At 57.8% G+C, this 17,073-nt stretch carries 15 protein-coding genes and 1 pseudogene; 12 read left to right on the forward strand and 4 right to left on the reverse strand.

The features are described 5' to 3' along the window. The 10 genes from D8V06_RS01785 to D8V06_RS01830 all read left to right on the forward strand — a co-directional run. Positions 1–1,911 (forward strand): putative nucleotidyltransferase substrate binding domain-containing protein (locus D8V06_RS01785; RefSeq protein WP_130930325.1); only part of this gene is annotated, 1,911 nt, incomplete at its 5' end. Positions 1,912–1,921: 10 nt separating this feature from the next. Beyond that, positions 1,922–2,629 (forward strand): 3'-5' exonuclease, encoded by a 708-nt coding sequence (locus D8V06_RS01790; RefSeq protein ID WP_056853870.1) that lies wholly within the window; start codon positions 1,922–1,924, stop codon positions 2,627–2,629. Positions 2,630–2,873: 244 nt separating this feature from the next. After that, positions 2,874–3,392: an RNA polymerase sigma factor gene (locus D8V06_RS01795; RefSeq protein ID WP_056853871.1), complete on the forward strand. Its 519-nt coding sequence runs from the start codon at positions 2,874–2,876 to the stop codon at positions 3,390–3,392. Continuing rightward, entirely contained in the window at positions 3,389–4,363 is a 975-nt protein-coding gene (locus D8V06_RS01800; RefSeq protein ID WP_056853872.1) for a FecR family protein, read from the forward strand. Before D8V06_RS01795 ends, D8V06_RS01800 begins: the two co-directional genes overlap by 4 nt. 233 nt (positions 4,364–4,596) lie before the next feature. Continuing rightward, entirely contained in the window at positions 4,597–7,029 is a 2,433-nt protein-coding gene (locus tag D8V06_RS01805) for a TonB-dependent siderophore receptor (RefSeq protein ID WP_130907958.1), read from the forward strand. Between the two features lie 72 nt (positions 7,030–7,101). Continuing rightward, positions 7,102–8,232 carry a PepSY-associated TM helix domain-containing protein gene (locus tag D8V06_RS01810; RefSeq protein ID WP_130930326.1) on the forward strand — a complete coding sequence of 377 codons (1,131 nt, stop codon included), beginning with the start codon at positions 7,102–7,104 and terminating at the stop codon, positions 8,230–8,232. Beyond that, positions 8,229–8,408, forward strand: coding sequence for a hypothetical protein (locus D8V06_RS01815; protein ID WP_056853874.1), 180 nt, complete (start codon positions 8,229–8,231; stop codon positions 8,406–8,408). Before D8V06_RS01810 ends, D8V06_RS01815 begins: the two co-directional genes overlap by 4 nt. A gap of 145 nt (positions 8,409–8,553) precedes the next feature. Then, a complete protein-coding gene (locus D8V06_RS01820; protein WP_130905991.1) occupies positions 8,554–9,183 on the forward strand; it encodes a glutathione S-transferase in 630 nt (209 codons plus the stop codon). A gap of 100 nt (positions 9,184–9,283) precedes the next feature. Beyond that, entirely contained in the window at positions 9,284–10,315 is a 1,032-nt protein-coding gene (locus D8V06_RS01825; protein WP_130930327.1) for an RHS repeat-associated core domain-containing protein, read from the forward strand. Between the two features lie 354 nt (positions 10,316–10,669). Continuing rightward, positions 10,670–11,692, forward strand: a complete 1,023-nt coding sequence (locus tag D8V06_RS01830; RefSeq protein ID WP_130930328.1) for an RHS repeat-associated core domain-containing protein — start codon at positions 10,670–10,672, stop codon at positions 11,690–11,692. Between the two features lie 240 nt (positions 11,693–11,932). On the opposite strand, the gene D8V06_RS01835 is transcribed toward D8V06_RS01830, so the two are convergent. Next, a complete protein-coding gene (locus D8V06_RS01835; protein ID WP_153188977.1) occupies positions 11,933–12,436 on the reverse strand; it encodes an ATP-dependent zinc protease in 504 nt (167 codons plus the stop codon). Between the two features lie 165 nt (positions 12,437–12,601). Here D8V06_RS01835 and D8V06_RS01840 point away from each other — a divergent pair, with 165 nt between their 5' ends. Beyond that, a complete protein-coding gene (locus tag D8V06_RS01840; RefSeq protein WP_056853875.1) occupies positions 12,602–13,489 on the forward strand; it encodes an acyltransferase in 888 nt (295 codons plus the stop codon). 1 nt (position 13,490) lies between these two features. Here D8V06_RS01840 and D8V06_RS01845 read toward each other — a convergent pair whose 3' ends face one another. Then, positions 13,491–14,045 (reverse strand): DUF2780 domain-containing protein, encoded by a 555-nt coding sequence (locus tag D8V06_RS01845; RefSeq protein WP_130905995.1) that lies wholly within the window; start codon positions 14,043–14,045, stop codon positions 13,491–13,493. 214 nt (positions 14,046–14,259) lie between these two features. Between D8V06_RS01845 and D8V06_RS30675 the strand changes: the two are divergent. Next, positions 14,260–14,779: pseudogene (locus D8V06_RS30675) on the forward strand (RHS repeat-associated core domain-containing protein); the annotation flags it as partial. Positions 14,780–15,335: 556 nt separating this feature from the next. On the opposite strand, the gene fdhA reads toward D8V06_RS30675, so the two are convergent. Continuing rightward, the gene (gene fdhA / locus D8V06_RS01855) at positions 15,336–16,535 is read right to left on the reverse strand and encodes a formaldehyde dehydrogenase, glutathione-independent (RefSeq protein WP_007981376.1); all 1,200 of its coding nucleotides are present in this window, start codon (positions 16,533–16,535) and stop codon (positions 15,336–15,338) included. A 206-nt stretch (positions 16,536–16,741) separates the two neighbouring features. Next, positions 16,742–17,073 (reverse strand): formyltransferase family protein (locus tag D8V06_RS01860; RefSeq protein WP_277751279.1); only part of this gene is annotated, 332 nt, incomplete at its 5' end.

A 17,073-nucleotide genomic window follows, 5' to 3' on the forward strand; every position in this document is an offset into this window, starting at 1 on the left:
CAGGCAGGGAAAACCGCGGTGTTGCAGAACATCCAGGGCACTTTGCAATTCCTCCAGCGCTTCCCGCCCTTCAATCAGATGGAACACGCCCACCTGGCGTACCTGGTTGAACAATGTCAGCTGCGTTTTTATGCCCCCGGCGAAAGCATCATCAAGCCTGCCGAGGGCCCGGTTGAACATTTCTATATCGTCAAACAGGGCCGGGTCGTAGGCGAGCGCCCCCATTCAGCCAAGGGCGGTACCGAAACCACTTTCGAGATCACCACCGGCGAGTGTTTTCCCCTGGCGGCGTTGCTGGGAGAACGTGCGACGCGCACTGAACATCTGGCAGCCGAAGACACCTTTTGCCTACAGCTGAACAAACTCGCATTTATCAAGCTCTTCGCCATTTCCGGCACATTCCGTGACTTTGCCCTACGCGGCGTGAGCAGCCTGCTGGATCAGGTCAATCAGCAGGTCCAGCAGAAAGCCGTGGAAACCCTTGGCACGCAGTATTCGCTCAATACCCGTTTGGGTGAATTGGCCATGCGCCATCCGGTCATGTGCAGTCCGGCGACGCCCCTGCGCGAGGCCGTGACCCTGATGCACGAGCAGCAGGTGGGCAGCATTGTGGTGGTTGATGAACAGCAAGCGCCGCTGGGGATTTTCACCCTGCGCGACCTGCGGCACGTGGTGGCCAATGCTGCCGGTGATTTTGCCGAAGCCATCGAACGCCACATGACACCCTCGCCGTTTTACCTCACACCGGACCACAGCGCGTTCGACGCCGCGATCGCCATGACCGAGCGGCATATCGCCCATGTCTGCCTGGTCAAGGACCAACGCCTGTGTGGCGTGGTGTCCGAGCGCGATCTGTTTTCACTGCAGCGGGTCGACCTGGTGCACCTGGCGCGGACCATCCGCAACGCTCCGCGGGTGGAAAATCTGGTGGCCATGCGCGGCGAGATCGGCCAATTGGTCGAGCGCATGCTGGCCCACGGTGCGTCCTCGACCCAGATCACCCACATCATCACCCTGCTCAACGATCACACCGTGTGCCGGGTGATTGAACTGACCCTCGCCGAGAAAGGTGATCCGGGCGTCGCGTTCAGTTGGTTGTGTTTCGGCAGCGAAGGCCGTCGCGAGCAAACGCTGCACACCGATCAGGACAACGGCATTCTGTTCGAAGCCCGCGACGCAGCCCATGCTGCCGAAATCCGCGGCAAGTTGCTGCCCATCGCCCATCAGATCAACCAAAGCCTGGCGTTGTGCGGCTTCACCCTGTGCAAGGGCAACATCATGGCCGGTAACCCCGAGCTGTGCTTGTCCCGTGTCGAGTGGGCGCGTCGCTTCGCCGCGTTCATCCGCGAGGCCACGCCGGAAAACCTGCTGGGTTCGAGTATCTATTTCGATCTGCGTGTGGTCTGGGGCAACGAGCAAGGTTGTGAGCAGTTGCGCCGCGGGATTCTCGACCAGGTCGCCGACAACCGCTTGTTCCAGCGCATGCTGGCCGAAAACGCGCTGCGCAATCGCCCGCCTGTAGGGCGTTTCCGCGAGTTTGTACTGGCCCGAAAGAATGGCGAGAAAGCCACACTGGACTTGAAGATTCAGGGCCTGACGCCCTTCGTCGACGGGGCGCGACTGCTTGCCCTGGCCCATGGCATCGAAACCAACAACACCCTGGAGCGTTTTCGCCAACTGGTGGACAAAGAGATCATCGAGCCCCTGGACGGCGCGGCGTACGAAGAGGCCTATCACTTCATTCAGCAAACCCGCATGCAGCAACATCAGCTACAGACCCGGGAGAACCTGCCTTACTCCAACCGCGTCGATCCGGACAGTCTGAATCATCTGGACCGGCGGATCCTGCGTGAGTCCTTGCGTCAGGCGCAACGCCTGCAAAGCAGTCTGGCCTTGCGGTACCAATTATGAGCGATCAGCGATGAGTCTGTTTTCATGGTTGCGCCCGGGCGGCCCGAGCCTGTCCGGAGAATTGCAACAACGCCTGCAACGTTTGCCGGCGGTGAAAGAATTGAGCGAGTGCAGCCTGCGCGAACAACGCTGGGTGGTGCTCGACCTGGAAACCACCGGACTGAACCTGAACAAGGACCGCGTGCTGTCCATCGGTGCGGTGGTGATCGAAGACGGCGCGATCGACTTCAGCCAGCAGTTCGAGCGCACCCTGCAATGCGCCGAAGTCAAACTCGGCCCCAGCGTGCTGATTCATGGGATCGGCCCCAGCGCGATTGCTGCCGGCAGCGATCCGGCCCACGCACTGCTCGATTTCATGGAGTTTGTCGGCGACAGTCCGGTGCTGGCTTTCCACGCGCCATTCGACCAGCACATGCTCGGCCGCGCACTGAAAGAACATCTGGGTTACAAGTTGCAGCACCTGTTTATGGATGTTGCGGATATCGCCCCGCTGGTCTGCCCGCAGGCGCACATTCGCGAGGCCGGGCTGGACGAGTGGATCGACTGGTTCAAACTCGAAGTGTTCGAACGTCACAACGCCAGCGCCGATGCGCTGGCCACGGCGGAACTGGCGTTGATCCTGTTCAGCCGTGCGCGACAGCAACAGATTCACAGTCCGTTGAATTTGCAGCAGCGGTTGAATCAGTGGAAACGACGGCAGCAAACCCCGTCTTTCTAGATTTTTTGGTCTGCTCTGGCGCCTTCGCGGGCAAGCCTCGCTCCTACAGAAATGTTTCGTTCAGGACGTTGACGAACGACACCATCTCTATAGGACCGAGGCTTGCCCGCGATGAACGAAGCCGCGGTCTTACAGCGAACAAGCATTTATCCCACCCGACCAGCGCCAATTGCGCACCCTTCTCGCCTCTGCCACAATCGCGAACAATTCTCGTTAGTTAACACTTCCCAAACGGTGATGCGGCGTGTCGTCAGTCCCAAGCCCTCAAAGTGAGCTCGTCGGTGCGTTATATCGCGACCATCGCGGTTGGCTATTGGCCTGGCTTCGTCGCAACGTCGCTTGCCCGCAACGAGCCGAAGACCTGAGTCAGGACACCTTCGTGCGTTTGCTCGGCCGTGAGGAACTCAAAGAGCCGCGCGAACCGCGGGCGTTTCTGGTGGCGATTGCCAAGGGCCTGCTGTTCGACTATTTCCGCCGCGCCGCGCTGGAACAGGCCTACCTCACCGAACTGATGCTGATCCCCGAAGCCGAGCAACCGTCGGTGGAAGAACAGCAAATGATCCTTGAAGACCTGAAAAACATCGATCGCCTGCTCGGCAAGCTGTCGAGCAAGGCTCGGGCGGCGTTTCTCTACAATCGTCTCGATGGCTTGAGCCACGCGCAAATCGCCGAACGCCTCGGCGTGTCGGTACCGCGTGTGCGCCAGTACCTGACCCAGGGCCTGCGTCAGTGTTACATCGCGCTGTACGGTGAGCCGACATGAACCCGCTCAGTTCCAAGCCAGTGTCGGCGCAGGTGCTCGATGCCGCCATTGCCTGGCAGTTGTCGCTGGATTCCGGTAATCCGGTGGAGCGCGAAGCGTTCAGCAAATGGCACGCCGCCCACGAAGAACATGCGCGTGCATGGCGCCAATTGGGCATGCTCGACCAACGCTTCAGCGTCGCCAGCGGCCCGGCCCGCACTGCCTTGCTGCAATCGCGCGAAGGTATTCGCCGACGGGTACGCAAGCTCGGCAGCGGTCTGGCCAGCGTCGTAGCGGTGATCGGTCTGGCATTGTTTGCCGGTGAGCGGTATCTGCCGGTCGGTTACTGGTTGGCCGACCAACGCACCGCGACCGGTGAACAGCGCACCCTTCGCCTGGCCGACGGCACGCTGATCAACCTCAACACCCACAGTGCCGTGGACGTGCGCTTCGATGAGAAGCAGCGCCGGGTGGTACTCCAGGAAGGGGAAATCCTCGTTGAGACCGGCCATGGTGATGCCCGCCCGTTTATCGTCGAAACCCGCGAAGGCAGCATGCGCGCATTGGGCACACGGTTTCTGGTCAAGCGCGAAGAAGCAGGCACGCGCCTGAGCGTCTTGCAGTCGGCGGTGGCCGTTCATCCGCAATCGAGCGCTGACGAACAGATTTTGCGCGAAGGCCAGCAAGTACTGATTCGTAATGATGGCTTGGGATCGGTGGCTGCACTCAACCTCGGCGCAGATGCCTGGACCCGCGGCATGCTGGTGGTGGATAACGCGCGATTGGAAGACCTGGTGCATGAACTCGGCCGTTATCGCCGCGGGTATTTGGGCGTGACGCCGCAAGTAGCGGACCTGCGGATCACCGGCAGCTTCCCGCTGCATGACACGGACCTGGCCCTGAACGCGCTGTTACCGACGTTGCCAGTGCAGATTGAACAGCACACGCAATGGTGGGTGACGGTGGCGGCCAAGGCCGATGCCAAACCCTGAGAGGTGCTGTTTCTGGCATACGGCCTTCGCGGGCAAGCCTCGCTCCTACCAGGTCGAGTCGTTTATTGAATGTGGGAACAATACAAAACTGTAGGAGCGAGGCTTGCCCGCGAAGAGGCCGTCAGACTTACAGTGATTATTGAATCGAAATTATTTTCATCCAGCCCTATCACTTTTTGATTTTCGTTCGGCACCTAGGCAATTGAGAAGTATTCCCTTTCAGGAGCCGCTGTATGTCCCGTTCGCTAGACACCTTGTTGCGCCCCAGTTTGCTGGCGGTCGCCATCGCCCTTTGCACCCCTTTGGCCAGCAGTCAACTGGTCGCCGCTGAACAAGCGTCCAGCGTTCGCGCCTACAACCTGCCGGCCGCGCCATTGGCCAACACCCTGAACCAGATCGCCAGCCAGGCGGGCCTCGCCCTGTCGCTGAGCCCATCGCTGGCGGCGGGCAAGACGTCGGCTCCGGTCACCGGCCAATTCGATGCTGCCGGCGCTTTGCGTGAAGCACTGCGGGGCACGGGTTTGCAATTGGAACAAAGCGCCACCGGCAGCTACACACTGGTGGCGGTGCCTGAAGGTGTGATGTCGCTGCCGGCCACCAGCGTGATCGGCGTCGAAGCTGATCCTGAAAACGCGTGGGGGCCGGTGCAGGGTTATCTGGCCAAGCGCACGGCTGCCGGCACCAAGACCGACACCGCACTGGTCGAGGTGCCGCGTTCGATTTCCGTGGCAACCCGTGAGCAGATGGACGACCGTAACGTACAGAGTCTCGACGACGCCGTGCGCTACATGCCAGGCATCACCGCCAGCAGCTATGGCAGCGACACCCGCGCCGACTGGTTGCGAGTGCGCGGTTTCGAACCGACCCAGTTCCTCGATGGCCTGCCGCTGCCAAAAGGCGTGTATGCCAACCCGAAACAGGAAACCTGGAACCTCGACCGCCTAGCCCTGCTGCGCGGCCCAGCCTCGTCGATCTATGGTCAGACGCCGCCGGGCGGCCTGCTCGATATGGTCAGTCGCCGTCCCAGTGCTGAGTCGAGCAGCGAAGTCCAGCTGCAATACGGCAGCGACAATCATCGCCAGATCAATTTTGCCAGCACCGGCAAGATCGACGATGAAGGGCAATTCCTCTACGGTCTGAGCGGCGTAGTGCGCGACAGCGGAACCCAAATCGACCACGTCGACAACAAGCGCTACAACATTGCGCCAAGCCTGACCTGGAACATCGACGAAGACACCCGGTTCACCCTGCTCACGCAATTCACCCGGGACGATACCGGCATCACCAGCCAATTCCTGCCGATCCAGGGCACCAAAATCAACATGCCGTTCGGCGATGTTTCCCACCACAAGAACCTGGGCGACCCGGATTGGGAATACTACGACCGCACCTACTACGCGCTGGGCTACGCCTTCGAACATCGCCTCAACGATGTCTGGCAATTCCGTCAGAACCTGCGCTACACAAAATCTGACTTGTCTTTCCAGGGCATCACCGTCGGCGCGTACCCGTTCACTCAGGTCGACAATGAAGGCAACGTCGGTCGCTCGACCACCAGCGTCGACGAGGACATCAGCCAGTTCGCCGTGGACAACAACTTCCAGGCCGACTTCGCCACCGGCGATGTCAGTCACACCGTGTTGATTGGTTTCGATCACCAGCGCAGCAACACCAACTACACCTCGATTTTCGGCAGCGCACCGCCAACCAACGTGAACAACCCTGTGCGTGGCGTGGAAATCGTCCGTCCGCCACGCTCCAGCGCGTTCTACGACTACGACCAGAAAACCTACCAGACCGGCCTGTACGTCCAGGACCAGATGGCCCTCGACCAATGGCGCCTGACACTGGGCGGTCGTGAAGACTGGGTTCACACCGGCACCAAGTTCTTCAACAAGGGCGATGCCACCAATACTGAGCGCGACACCAACTTCAGCGGCAACGCAGCGATCAGCTACGTGTTCGACAACGGTTTTGTTCCGTATCTGTCGTACGCCGAGTCGTTCCAGCCGACCAGCAATGCCACGGCCTCGCCCACCGATTCGTTCAAACCGACCGAAGGCGAGCAATGGGAACTGGGCATCAAGTACCAGCCGCCAGGCAGCGATACGTTGCTCAGTGCCGCGATCTACGACCTGACCCAGAAGAACGTGTCCGTCACCACCACCAACTCGGACAACGTTTCGATCACCAGCCAGACCGGTGAAGTAAAGGTCAAGGGACTGGAGCTGGAAGCCGTTTCCGATGTGACGGAGAACCTCAAGGTCATCGCCGCGTACACCCTGGCAAAATCCGAAGTGCAAAAAGGTGATTTCAAAGGCAATCGCCTGCAACTGATGCCAAACCAGCAGGCTTCGCTGTGGGCCGATTACACCTGGCACAACGGCGTGCTCGATGGTTTCGGCGTGGGCGGTGGCGTTCGCTACACCGGCAACACCTACGGCGATCAGGCCAACACCGAACTGGGCAAGGCCGATGCCTACACCGTGTTCGACGCAGCTGTTCACTACGACCTCGGCCGTCTGGACAACAGCTTGAAAGGCGCCTCGCTGGCGCTGAACGCGACCAACCTGTTCGACAAGGACTACATCTCGACTTGCGACAGTTTCTACTGCTACTACGGCGACCAGCGCAGCGTCGTCGCCACTGCCACCTACAAGTGGTAAAGCGTTGATCTGACATGCCCTATGACCAGGCCGTCCTTAATGGGCGGCTTCGGTTTTTTCAAAGGCCAAGAAATGAAAAGCAAAACAATCCGCCGCTGGTCCTTTATCCACACCTGGTCCAGCCTGATTTGCACCGTGTTCCTGCTGATGCTGGCATTGACCGGCCTGCCCTTGATCTTCCATCACGAGATCGACCATCTGCTGGGCGATGCCCCAGAGTTGCAGGTCATGCCGGCGGACACCCCCCACCTGAATTTGCAGCAGTTGGTACAGGCGGCCGAGAAGCATCGCCCCGGCGAGGTCATGCAATATTTCGGTTTCGAGGATGACGAGCCCAATGCCGCCATCGCGATCATGGCTGCCACCGCCGGCACCGAGCCGAACTCATCCCATACCTTCATGCTCGATGCCCGTACCGGCGAAGCGCTGGAGATGCCATCGGCCAATGGCGGCTTCATGATGGTCATGTTGCGCCTGCACGTGGACATGTTTGCCGGCCTGCCGGGCAAATTGTTGCTGGCGTTCATGGGGTTGCTGTTCGTTGTCGCGATCGTTTCGGGCACCGTGCTGTACCTGCCGTTCATGCGTCGCTTGAAATTCGCCACCGTGCGCCACGACAAATCCACCCGCCTGCGCTGGCTCGACCTGCATAACCTGATCGGCGTGGTGACGCTGACCTGGGCACTGGTGGTCGGAGTAACCGGCGTGATCAGCGCCTGTGCCGACCTGCTGATCGCCGCGTGGCGCAACGACAGCCTGAGTGCGATGGTCGCGCCGTACCGCGACGCGCCACCGCTGACGCACCTGGCACCGGCCACTCAATTGCTCGATATCGCCAGGGAAGTTGCGCCAGGCATGCAACCCGACTTCATCGCCTTTCCCGGCACACGGTTCTCCAGTGAGCACCATTACGCCGTGTTCATGAAGGGCAGCACGCATTTGACCTCGCACTTGCTGACGCCGGTACTGATCGACGCCAGCACTTTGCAAGTCACCGCTGTGGCTGAACGTCCGTGGTACATGGACGCCATGGGCATGTCGCAGCCGTTGCACTTCGGTGACTACGGCGGCATGCCGATGCAAATTCTCTGGGCGACCCTGGATGTGCTGACCATCATTGTTCTCGGCAGTGGGGTTTACCTGTGGGTGGTCCGGCGCAAGGCTGCCAACCCTGTGCTGGAAAAAGCGGAGAGCGCGGCATGAGGCCTCGGCAGTCGAGTTTCTGGAAGGTATTTGCCACGCCCACGGTCATTGCGCTTTTCAGCGCGGCGGGATTGTTTGCCGCGTTGCTGGGGGATGGCGTCTGGGATTCGCTGAGCTGGCTGGGGCTCGGCATTCCTGCCGTCCTCGGCCTGCGGGGCTTGCTGCAACACCGCTGAACGTTGGAGCACGGCTTGCCGGCGATGGCGCCCGCAAGATCGCCATCGCGAGCAAGCCAACTCCCGCCCGGCTCGAGTCATGACGTTTGAGCTATGTGCTCAACACGCTATGCTGCCCGTCACCGCCCCCGATCGAGACGCTGCCATGTCCGCCCCGAGCATGACCCTGTACCACAATCCGCTTTCGCCCTTCGTTCGCAAAGTCATGGTGCTGCTGCACGAAACCGGTCAACAGAATCGAGTAGCCCTGCAAAACTGCGTGCTCACCCCGGTCGACCCGGATCTGGCGCTGATCGACGACAACCCTTTGAGCAAAATCCCCGCCCTGCGTTTGGCCGACGGCAACGTCATCCATGACAGCCGGGTGATCCTCGACTACCTCGACCACCAGCACGTCGGCAACCCGCTGATCCCTCGCGAAGGTTCCGCCCGCTGGCGGCGCCTGACCCTCGCGTCGCTGGCCGACGGGATCATGGATGCCGCCGTGCTGGTGCGCTACGAAGTCGCCCTGCGCCCCGCTGAAAAACACTGGGCCGCCTACCTCGACGGCCAGCGCGACAAAATCCGCCGTGCTCTGGCGCTGCTGGAAAAAGACGCGATTGCCGAGCTGACCAGCCATTTCGACGTGGCGGCAATCAGTGTGGCATGTGCCTTGGGTTACGTGGACTTGCGCCATCCTGATCTGGACTGGCGCACGGCCAATCCGCAATTGGCCGCGTGGTATTTCGAGGTGAGCCAGCGGCCTTCGATGATTGCGACGATGCCGAAGATTTAGCCTGCGACGAGGAAACACTAGCAGTTCTGATAGTAGGCAAAGGCTGATAAAACGCCGAAGCTAAAGGCCGACGCTACCGACCGCGCCTGGAGCTCAGCCAATGCCTACTACAACTCGCGAAACCGTCCTCAGTCGCTACCGCTACGACCCACTTGATCGCTTGAGCACTCAGACCGACATCGCGCGCTTTTACTGCAACAATCGTTTGGCCACCGAAGTGGGTGGCGGCGTACAGACCAGCCTGTTCCAGCACGACGACCAGTTGCTGGCTCAACGCCAGGTTCGCGCCGACAAGATCGACACCACCCTCCTCGCCACCGATCAGCAACGTTCAGTACTGAACGCCCTCGATGCAACCCGACCTCATCCCATTGCCTACTCACCCTACGGCCATCGCCCACCGGAAAACGGTTTGCTCAGCCTGCTCGGTTTCAACGGCGAACGGCCAGACCCGGTGACCGGGCATTATCATTTGGGTAATGGGTACAGACAGTTCAACCCGGTGTTGATGCGGTTTAACAGTCCGGACAGTTGGAGTCCGTTTGGCAAAGGTGGATTGAATGCGTATGCGTATTGTGCTGGAGAGCCGATCTCGAGCGTTGATCCTTCAGGACATGAAATAGTAAAAATCATTTCAGGTCTCATAGCGAGAGGTAAAGGCTCAGGACCCCACCCCTACACTAAAATCGCATTAAAAGAAGCAAAAAAAAGCTTGGGAGGGGAAAAAACAATCAATAAAATAGCAAAACAAAAAGGCGAAAACCCAGTAAGCATCGTAATACAAAAAGCCGAAAAAACCGCACTTACCGATATAAATAAAAATATTAATATCCACTCTGACACTTCACCTTCCCCAAGCTTCAATAGTTATGATCAAAGCTACGACCACTTCAACGCGGAAACATCACTAAAATCCAATCGCGACTTTTTTGACGACCTTAGCCACCTAGTCGAGATAGGACCACAGAAACGAGACACGTATATATCAAGAGTTAGAATACTGAACAATCAGATTGAAACACACGGAGCCCCCCCTAACTATAGAGACGTGCTAACCCAAGAACACAATCGTGTTCGCTCCGCTGGGAATGGTTTGCCACCGACCTACGATGAGTTATTTCCATTTCGATAGCGATAAAAAAGACCGAAAGCGAAGACTGCTTTACTTTCCTGAATGGAAATCGTCAAGGGAAACGGGGCAGACATATTTGCCCGTAGCAATATGCCTTGTAGAAACGGGAACAGACATATTTACTATAGCAATATGTTTTAGGCAACGTGCGCCATCCTGATCTGGACTGGCGCACGGCCAATCCGCAATTGGCCGCATGGTATTTCGAGGTGAGTCAGCGGCCTTCGATGATTGCGACGATGCCGAAGGTTTAGTCTGCGACGAGGAAACACTAGCAGTTCTGATAGTAGGCAAAGATTGATAAAACGCCGAAGCTAAAGGCCGACGCTACCGACCTCGCCTGGAGCTCAGCCAATGCCTACTACAACTCGCGAAACCGTCCTCAGTCGCTACCGCTACGACCCACTTGATCGCTTGAGCACTCAGACCGACATCGCGCGCTTTTACTGCAACAATCGTTTGGCCACCGAAGTGGGTGGCGGCGTACAGACCAGCCTGTTCCAGCACGACGACCAGTTGCTGGCTCAACGCCAGGTTCGCGCCGACAAGATCGACACCACCCTCCTCGCCACCGACCAGCAACGTTCAGTGCTGAACGCCCTCGATGCAACCCGACCTTATCCCATTGCCTACTCACCCTATGGCCATCGCCCGCCGGAAAACGGTTTGCTCAGCCTGCTCGGTTTCAACGGCGAACGGCCAGACTCGGTGACCGGGCATTATCATTTGGGTAATGGCTATCGACAGTTCAATCCGGTGTTGATGCGGTTTAACAGTCCGGACAGTTGGAGTCCGTTTGGGAGGGGAGGACTCAATGCATACGCATATTGCGATGGAGAGCCAGTTCTTGGGGCAGACCCCACAGGGCACTCAAATATATTCATGAGCGCTTGGAAAGGTTTTAAAAATACTTTTTTGGGCAGAATCCCAAAAAAACTTAGAACACCGACTACACATCAAGATGTAGTTTTCAACATAACGCATGAGAAACAAGGGATGCGCTACAACGGGCAAACGCTAGGCTATCAAGTCGGCAAAGAAGAAACCATGTTGAACCTGAACAAAAAAAGCATTAAAGAAATCGAAACATACACCAAAGCAGTCGAAACGGACAACAATAAATTATTAGACCAAATATTAAGCTTCGCTCAGAAAACACCAGACACCAACGAAAAGTTCAAGGTAGTCAGAAGCTTTTATGAGGAGAGCGGTGAATTTCGAACCGATGCCCTCTCTACTCCTAAAGACATTGCTGTACGTGACTTACACTCAAAAGTCATGTATTCCTATAAACTACAAAAATACAGAAACTATTTCGCCGAATCTAAAATAAACCAACCTTCAGAAATCAATTCAGAATTAAGGAAACTTTCATAACTCTAGAAAGGAAACGGGAACCAAGACGCCGAGGAAGCGGGACAGTTTTTTCCTTAAGCAGAATGCGTAGAGTTACGTAGACGTGCGCCATCCTGACTGGACTGGCGCACAGCCAATTGACAACTGGCGCGTGGTACTTCGAGGTGAGTCAGCGACTTTTGATGATGCGACAACGCCGAAGGCTTGATACCAGCCGAAATCACACCCTGGCAGTTCTGCCGTGCTTGAGCCCTCTTCTTATCAACAATCCGGCTTGTCCGCCGTAAACCGTCTCGCCGGATTCACCGCCGCCCCAAACTCACGCAACGCTTTGGCACCCATCAACAACGGGTAATTAAAACTGCTGCGGTCAGTCAGGTTGACCTCGACCGTGCGTTTGACGTTACCCAGGCACAACTCCAGGTCAACCACCGGCCGCTTGGTCGGTGCAGCCACGTCTTCGTCTTCGTCCTCTTCGGAACGGGTTTTGATTTTGCTGATTCGTGCGACTTTATGTTCGTAGACTTTGTTGCTCGCATCTTTGGTGGCGAGGCGGAAACGCACCCAGTCTTCGCCGTCGCGGGTGAAGGTTTCGATGTCTTTGGCCGACAGCGATGCGGTCAGGGCGCCGGTGTCCATCTTGGCCTTGAGCACTTCACCGCCGATTTCCGGCAAGGCGATGTATTCATAGCGCCCGTACAGGGTTGGCTCGGCGGCCAGAGCCGGCAGGGCGATGAGGGAAAGCAGGGCAAGGAGAGATTTCACGTAGTGGGCTTCCATGAGAAGTGAGCAGCGCAATTTTAGACCGTGGTTAACCTGATCGTTCCCCCGAGGTTAGCGGCTCCATGGTGAAACATTCGTCACCACCGATTTGGCCTGCCGCCCGAAGCTGCTTATCATGGCGCGCCCAAATGCTTTCAAGAGTTGCCTATGCGCCGCCTGCTCACCGGCTGTTTCGTTGCCTTGCTATTACTGCTCAACACTCTGGTCCTGATTGGGCCTTTGATGGTGTTTGCCCTGCTCAAACTGGTGTTGCCCGGTCGTCTGCGCGATTACGCTTCCTGGTCGGTGATGTGGATCGCCGAGACCTGGTCGGAAATCGACAAGCTGATCTTTCGCGTGTGCATTCCCACTCAATGGGACATTCGCGGTGGCGACGATCTGCGGCGCGACACGTCTTATCTGGTGATCAGCAACCATCAATCCTGGGTCGATATCCCGGCGCTGATCCAGACGCTGAACCGACGCACGCCGTTCTTCAAATTCTTCCTCAAGAAAGAGCTTATCTGGGTGCCATTTCTGGGCCTGGCCTGGTGGGCGCTGGATTACCCTTTCATGAAGCGCTACACCAAGGCCTTCCTGACGAAGCACCCGGAGCTTGCCGGCAAGGATCTGGAAATCACCCGACAGGCCTGCGAGCTGTTCAAGCGCCAGCCAGTGACGGTGGTCAACTACCTGGAAGGCACCCGGTTTACCGCCGAAAAACGTGCGCAGCAGCAATCGCCGTTCACCCACCTGCTTAAACCCAAGGCCGGTGGCGTGGCATTTGTGCTGGCAGCGATGGGCGAACAACTGGATGCGATTCTCGACGTGACGGTGGTTTACCCACAGCAAACGATTCCCGGGTTCTGGGATTTGATCAGCGGCAACGTGCCCAGGGTCATCATCGACATCAAGACTCGCGAACTCGAGCCGACGCTGTGGCAGGGCGATTACGAAAACGATCCGCGGTTTCGTGAAACGGTCCAGAACTGGGTCAACCAGCTCTGGACCGAGAAGGACCAACGCATCGACGCCTTGCGCGCCGAAAGCCATTGAATCAACTGCTGGTACCGGCGCCCCAGATCCCGCCCAGGCTTTGCAACAGCGAACCACCGACACCCTGCTGACCGAAGTACTGCAGGATCACCGGGGCAAACACGCCGATCATGCCGGTGTCCATGCCCAGCGCGCTGAAGGCGTTGTTCAGGTCGGTGGTGTCCTTGATGTTGCCCAGGGCGTTGTCCAGGCCCGCGGCCTTGCCGCTTGATCCTAGTAAACCGGCGAGAGCACTCAGTTCACCGAGGCCGGACAGTTGATCAAGGCCCGGGACACTTTTGGCCAACGCCGAATAGTCGGTTGAACTCAACTGATTCTTCGCCAGCCCCAGCATGGCCCCGGCGCCACCGATGGCTTGCTCCGGTGTCACATTCAATTGGCTGAGCGCACCCAGCAGGTCGGCTGTTTCAGCCGTCGGCGCGGCCTCGACGGCTGCGTTGTCGTCCTGCATGCCCGCAATCGCACTGGCCGCATCGCCCAGGCTGAACTGTGCGAAGACTGGGCTGGCGACCAGGGTCAACAGCGAAGCCAATGCTAAACCGCGTGAAATCTTCATCCGGGCATCCTCGTGTGTCACAAATAACGCCCGTTAACGAGCGCAAAGTTGCCGGTTTGACCGGGTAAGCGAGGGCATGTTCCGAAGGCTGGCATGCATTTCCTGCCCGCTCGTCACAAACACCTACGGCACTATCAGAACCGCTAGTAGGCAGCCCTGAACAGTTACTTCACAGTGAAATCCTGGATCGCACCTTCATTCAGTAAGCCCACCCATGCTGCCCAAATGCGAGACGCTGCTCTGCCGCTACCACTACGACCTTGGATCGACTGGTTGATTGCACGCCGACGGTACAAGCCACGACTCGGCGTTTCTACCAGAAAGATCGCTTGACTACCGAGATTCAAGGCACGCTGCAACGGTCGATCATGCAGCACGACGATCAAGTACTGGCTCAGCAATGTGGTGGGCTCACGCAATTGCTTGCCACCGATGAACAGCGCTCAGTGTTGAACGTACTCGACGCGGCTCGTCTCAATCCTCTCGCGTACTCGCCCTATGGTCATCGCCCGGAAGAGAACGGTTTGCTCAGCCTGCTCGGCTTCAACGGCGAACGTCCGGATCCGGTGACGGGGTGGTATTTGCTGGGCAATGGTTATCGGGTGTTTAACCCGGTGTTGATGCGTTTTAACAGCCCGGAAAGTTGGAGTCCGTTTGGGGAGGGTGGGTTGAATGCGTATGGGTATTGTTTGGGGGATCCAGTGAATGAAAGGGATGATACTGGACATATGCCTCGTAGAAGTATTCTCCGGAAAAATACTAATGCGGCAAGTCGAAGTGAAGACCAAAGGCTACTTGGAACGTCTTCACAAAGCTTAAGCACATCAAGGGACAGTTTGAGCGCGCCCATAGCCTCCACTAACCGGACAACTTCTCCAGATGCCGATATCACAGACAGAATAAAGTCAGATTTCGACATACTTAAAAATCCGGACAAAGCCTCCCAATACAGGGAAAGAATCACAAACGTCGGTCTTAAAATTTCGGCAGCGTATGATCAGCCAGCAAACTACTACGCATGGAAACAAAAAAACAACTTACAAGAACAAGGTCTTTGGTTCAAACATAAAAACGATAAAATCAGCCCTCGCCCTTTAACCGCAAAACAAAAGAAAAGCTTAAATAAAGAAATAAACTCCCTTACGAAGCAAAAAGAAAAGCTCAACAAAAAACTGGAAAAAATACTATCTGAATCGGCCAAACAACAGGGAGCATCAATAAGAGACAACTGAGCTAACAATAAAATAAAAAAGGGCGACATCACGTCGCCCTCCGCACACTTCAAAAATTTTACGCCGCACTAAACATCTTATGCGGATCAATCACAAACTTCTTCGGCACGCCCGCATCGAACTCGCCGTACCCTTGCGGTGCCTGATCCAGGCTGATTACCTGCACGCCCACCACTTCGGCAATGTTGATGCGGTCCCACATGATGGCCTGCATCAGTTGGCGGTTGTACTTCATCACCGGGGTCTGACCGGTGTGGAAGCTGTGGGATTTGGCCCAGCCGAGGCCGAAGCGGATGCTCAGGCTGCCCATTTTCGCGGCGGCGTCGACGGCACCTGGATCTTCAGTCACGTAGAGGCCAGGAATACCGATCTTGCCGGCTACGCGTACCACGCCCATCAGCGAGTTGAGTACGGTGGCCGGGGCTTCGTGTTTCACGCCGTCGTGGCCGTGGCCGCGGGCTTCGAAGCCGACGGCGTCGATGGCACAATCCACTTCCGGTTCGCCCAGCAGCGCAGCGATTTGCTCGTGCAGCGGGGTGTCGAGGGACAGGTCGGCGATTTCAAAACCCTGGGCCTTGGCGTGGGCCAGACGGATGGTGTTGACGTCACCGACGATCACCACCGCCGCGCCCAGCAGGCGCGCCGAAGCGGCAGCGGCCAGGCCGACCGGGCCTGCGCCAGCGATGTACACGGTGCTGCCCGGGCCAACGCCAGCAGTCACTGCGCCGTGGTAACCGGTTGGCAGGATGTCGGAGAGGCAGGTCAGGTCACGGATTTTTTCCATGGCCCGGTCGCGGTCCGGCAGTTTCAGCAGGTTGAAGTCGGCGTACGGCACCATGGCGTATTCAGCCTGGCCACCAGTCCAGTCGCCCATGTCGACGTAACCGTAGGCACCACCCGGACGTGCCGGATTGACGCTCAGGCACACGCCGGTGTGCATTTCCTTGCAGGAACGGCAGCGCCCGCACGCCACGTTGAACGGTACCGAAACCAGGTCGCCGATCTGCAGGTTCTCGACGTCGCTGCCCTTCTCGATCACTTCACCGGTAATTTCATGGCCCAGCACCAGGCCGGTTTGTGCGGTGGTACGGCCGCGCACCATGTGCTGGTCGGAACCACAGATGTTGGTGGAAACCACGCGCAGGATGACGGCGTGTTCAATCTTCCTGCCACGCGGGTCCTGCATTTTCGGATAGTCGATTTTCTGTACTTCGACCTTGCCAGCGCCGAGATACACCACACCACGATTGCCAGACATGCTTTCACCTCGCTGTTGTTTTTATGTAGCGGTCGCGTCGCCATGGAGCGGCGGCGCGTTGATTGCTCGGGTTGTTGCCTGTGTGTCTTGTGTTGTCTGTTATGGCCTCATCGCTGGCAAGCCGGCTCCCACAGTGGACCGGGGCGGCCACAAGATTTGTGAGCGACACAAAACCCTGTGGGAGCTGGCTTGCCAGCGATAGCGATCTAAAGAACGACCGTTCTGTTCGCGTTCAAAAACACCCGCCGTTCAATGTGATAACCCACGGCCCGCGCCAGGGTCAGCCCTTCGATATCCCGCCCCTTGGCGATCAGATCTTCGGGGTAATGACTGTGATCCACCACCTCCACGCCCTGGGCAATGATCGGGCCTTCGTCCAGGTCGTTGTTGATGTAATGGGCGGTAGCGCCGACCAGTTTCACGCCTTTGTTGTAAGCCTGGTGATAGGGCTTGGCGCCCTTGAAACCCGGGAGCAGGGAGTGGTGAATGTTGATCGCCTTGCCGTCGAGTTTGCGGCACAGCTCCGGCGACAGCACCT

Source organism: Pseudomonas sp. Sample_24 (assembly GCF_004307605.1).
GTDB lineage: Bacteria > Pseudomonadota > Gammaproteobacteria > Pseudomonadales > Pseudomonadaceae > Aquipseudomonas.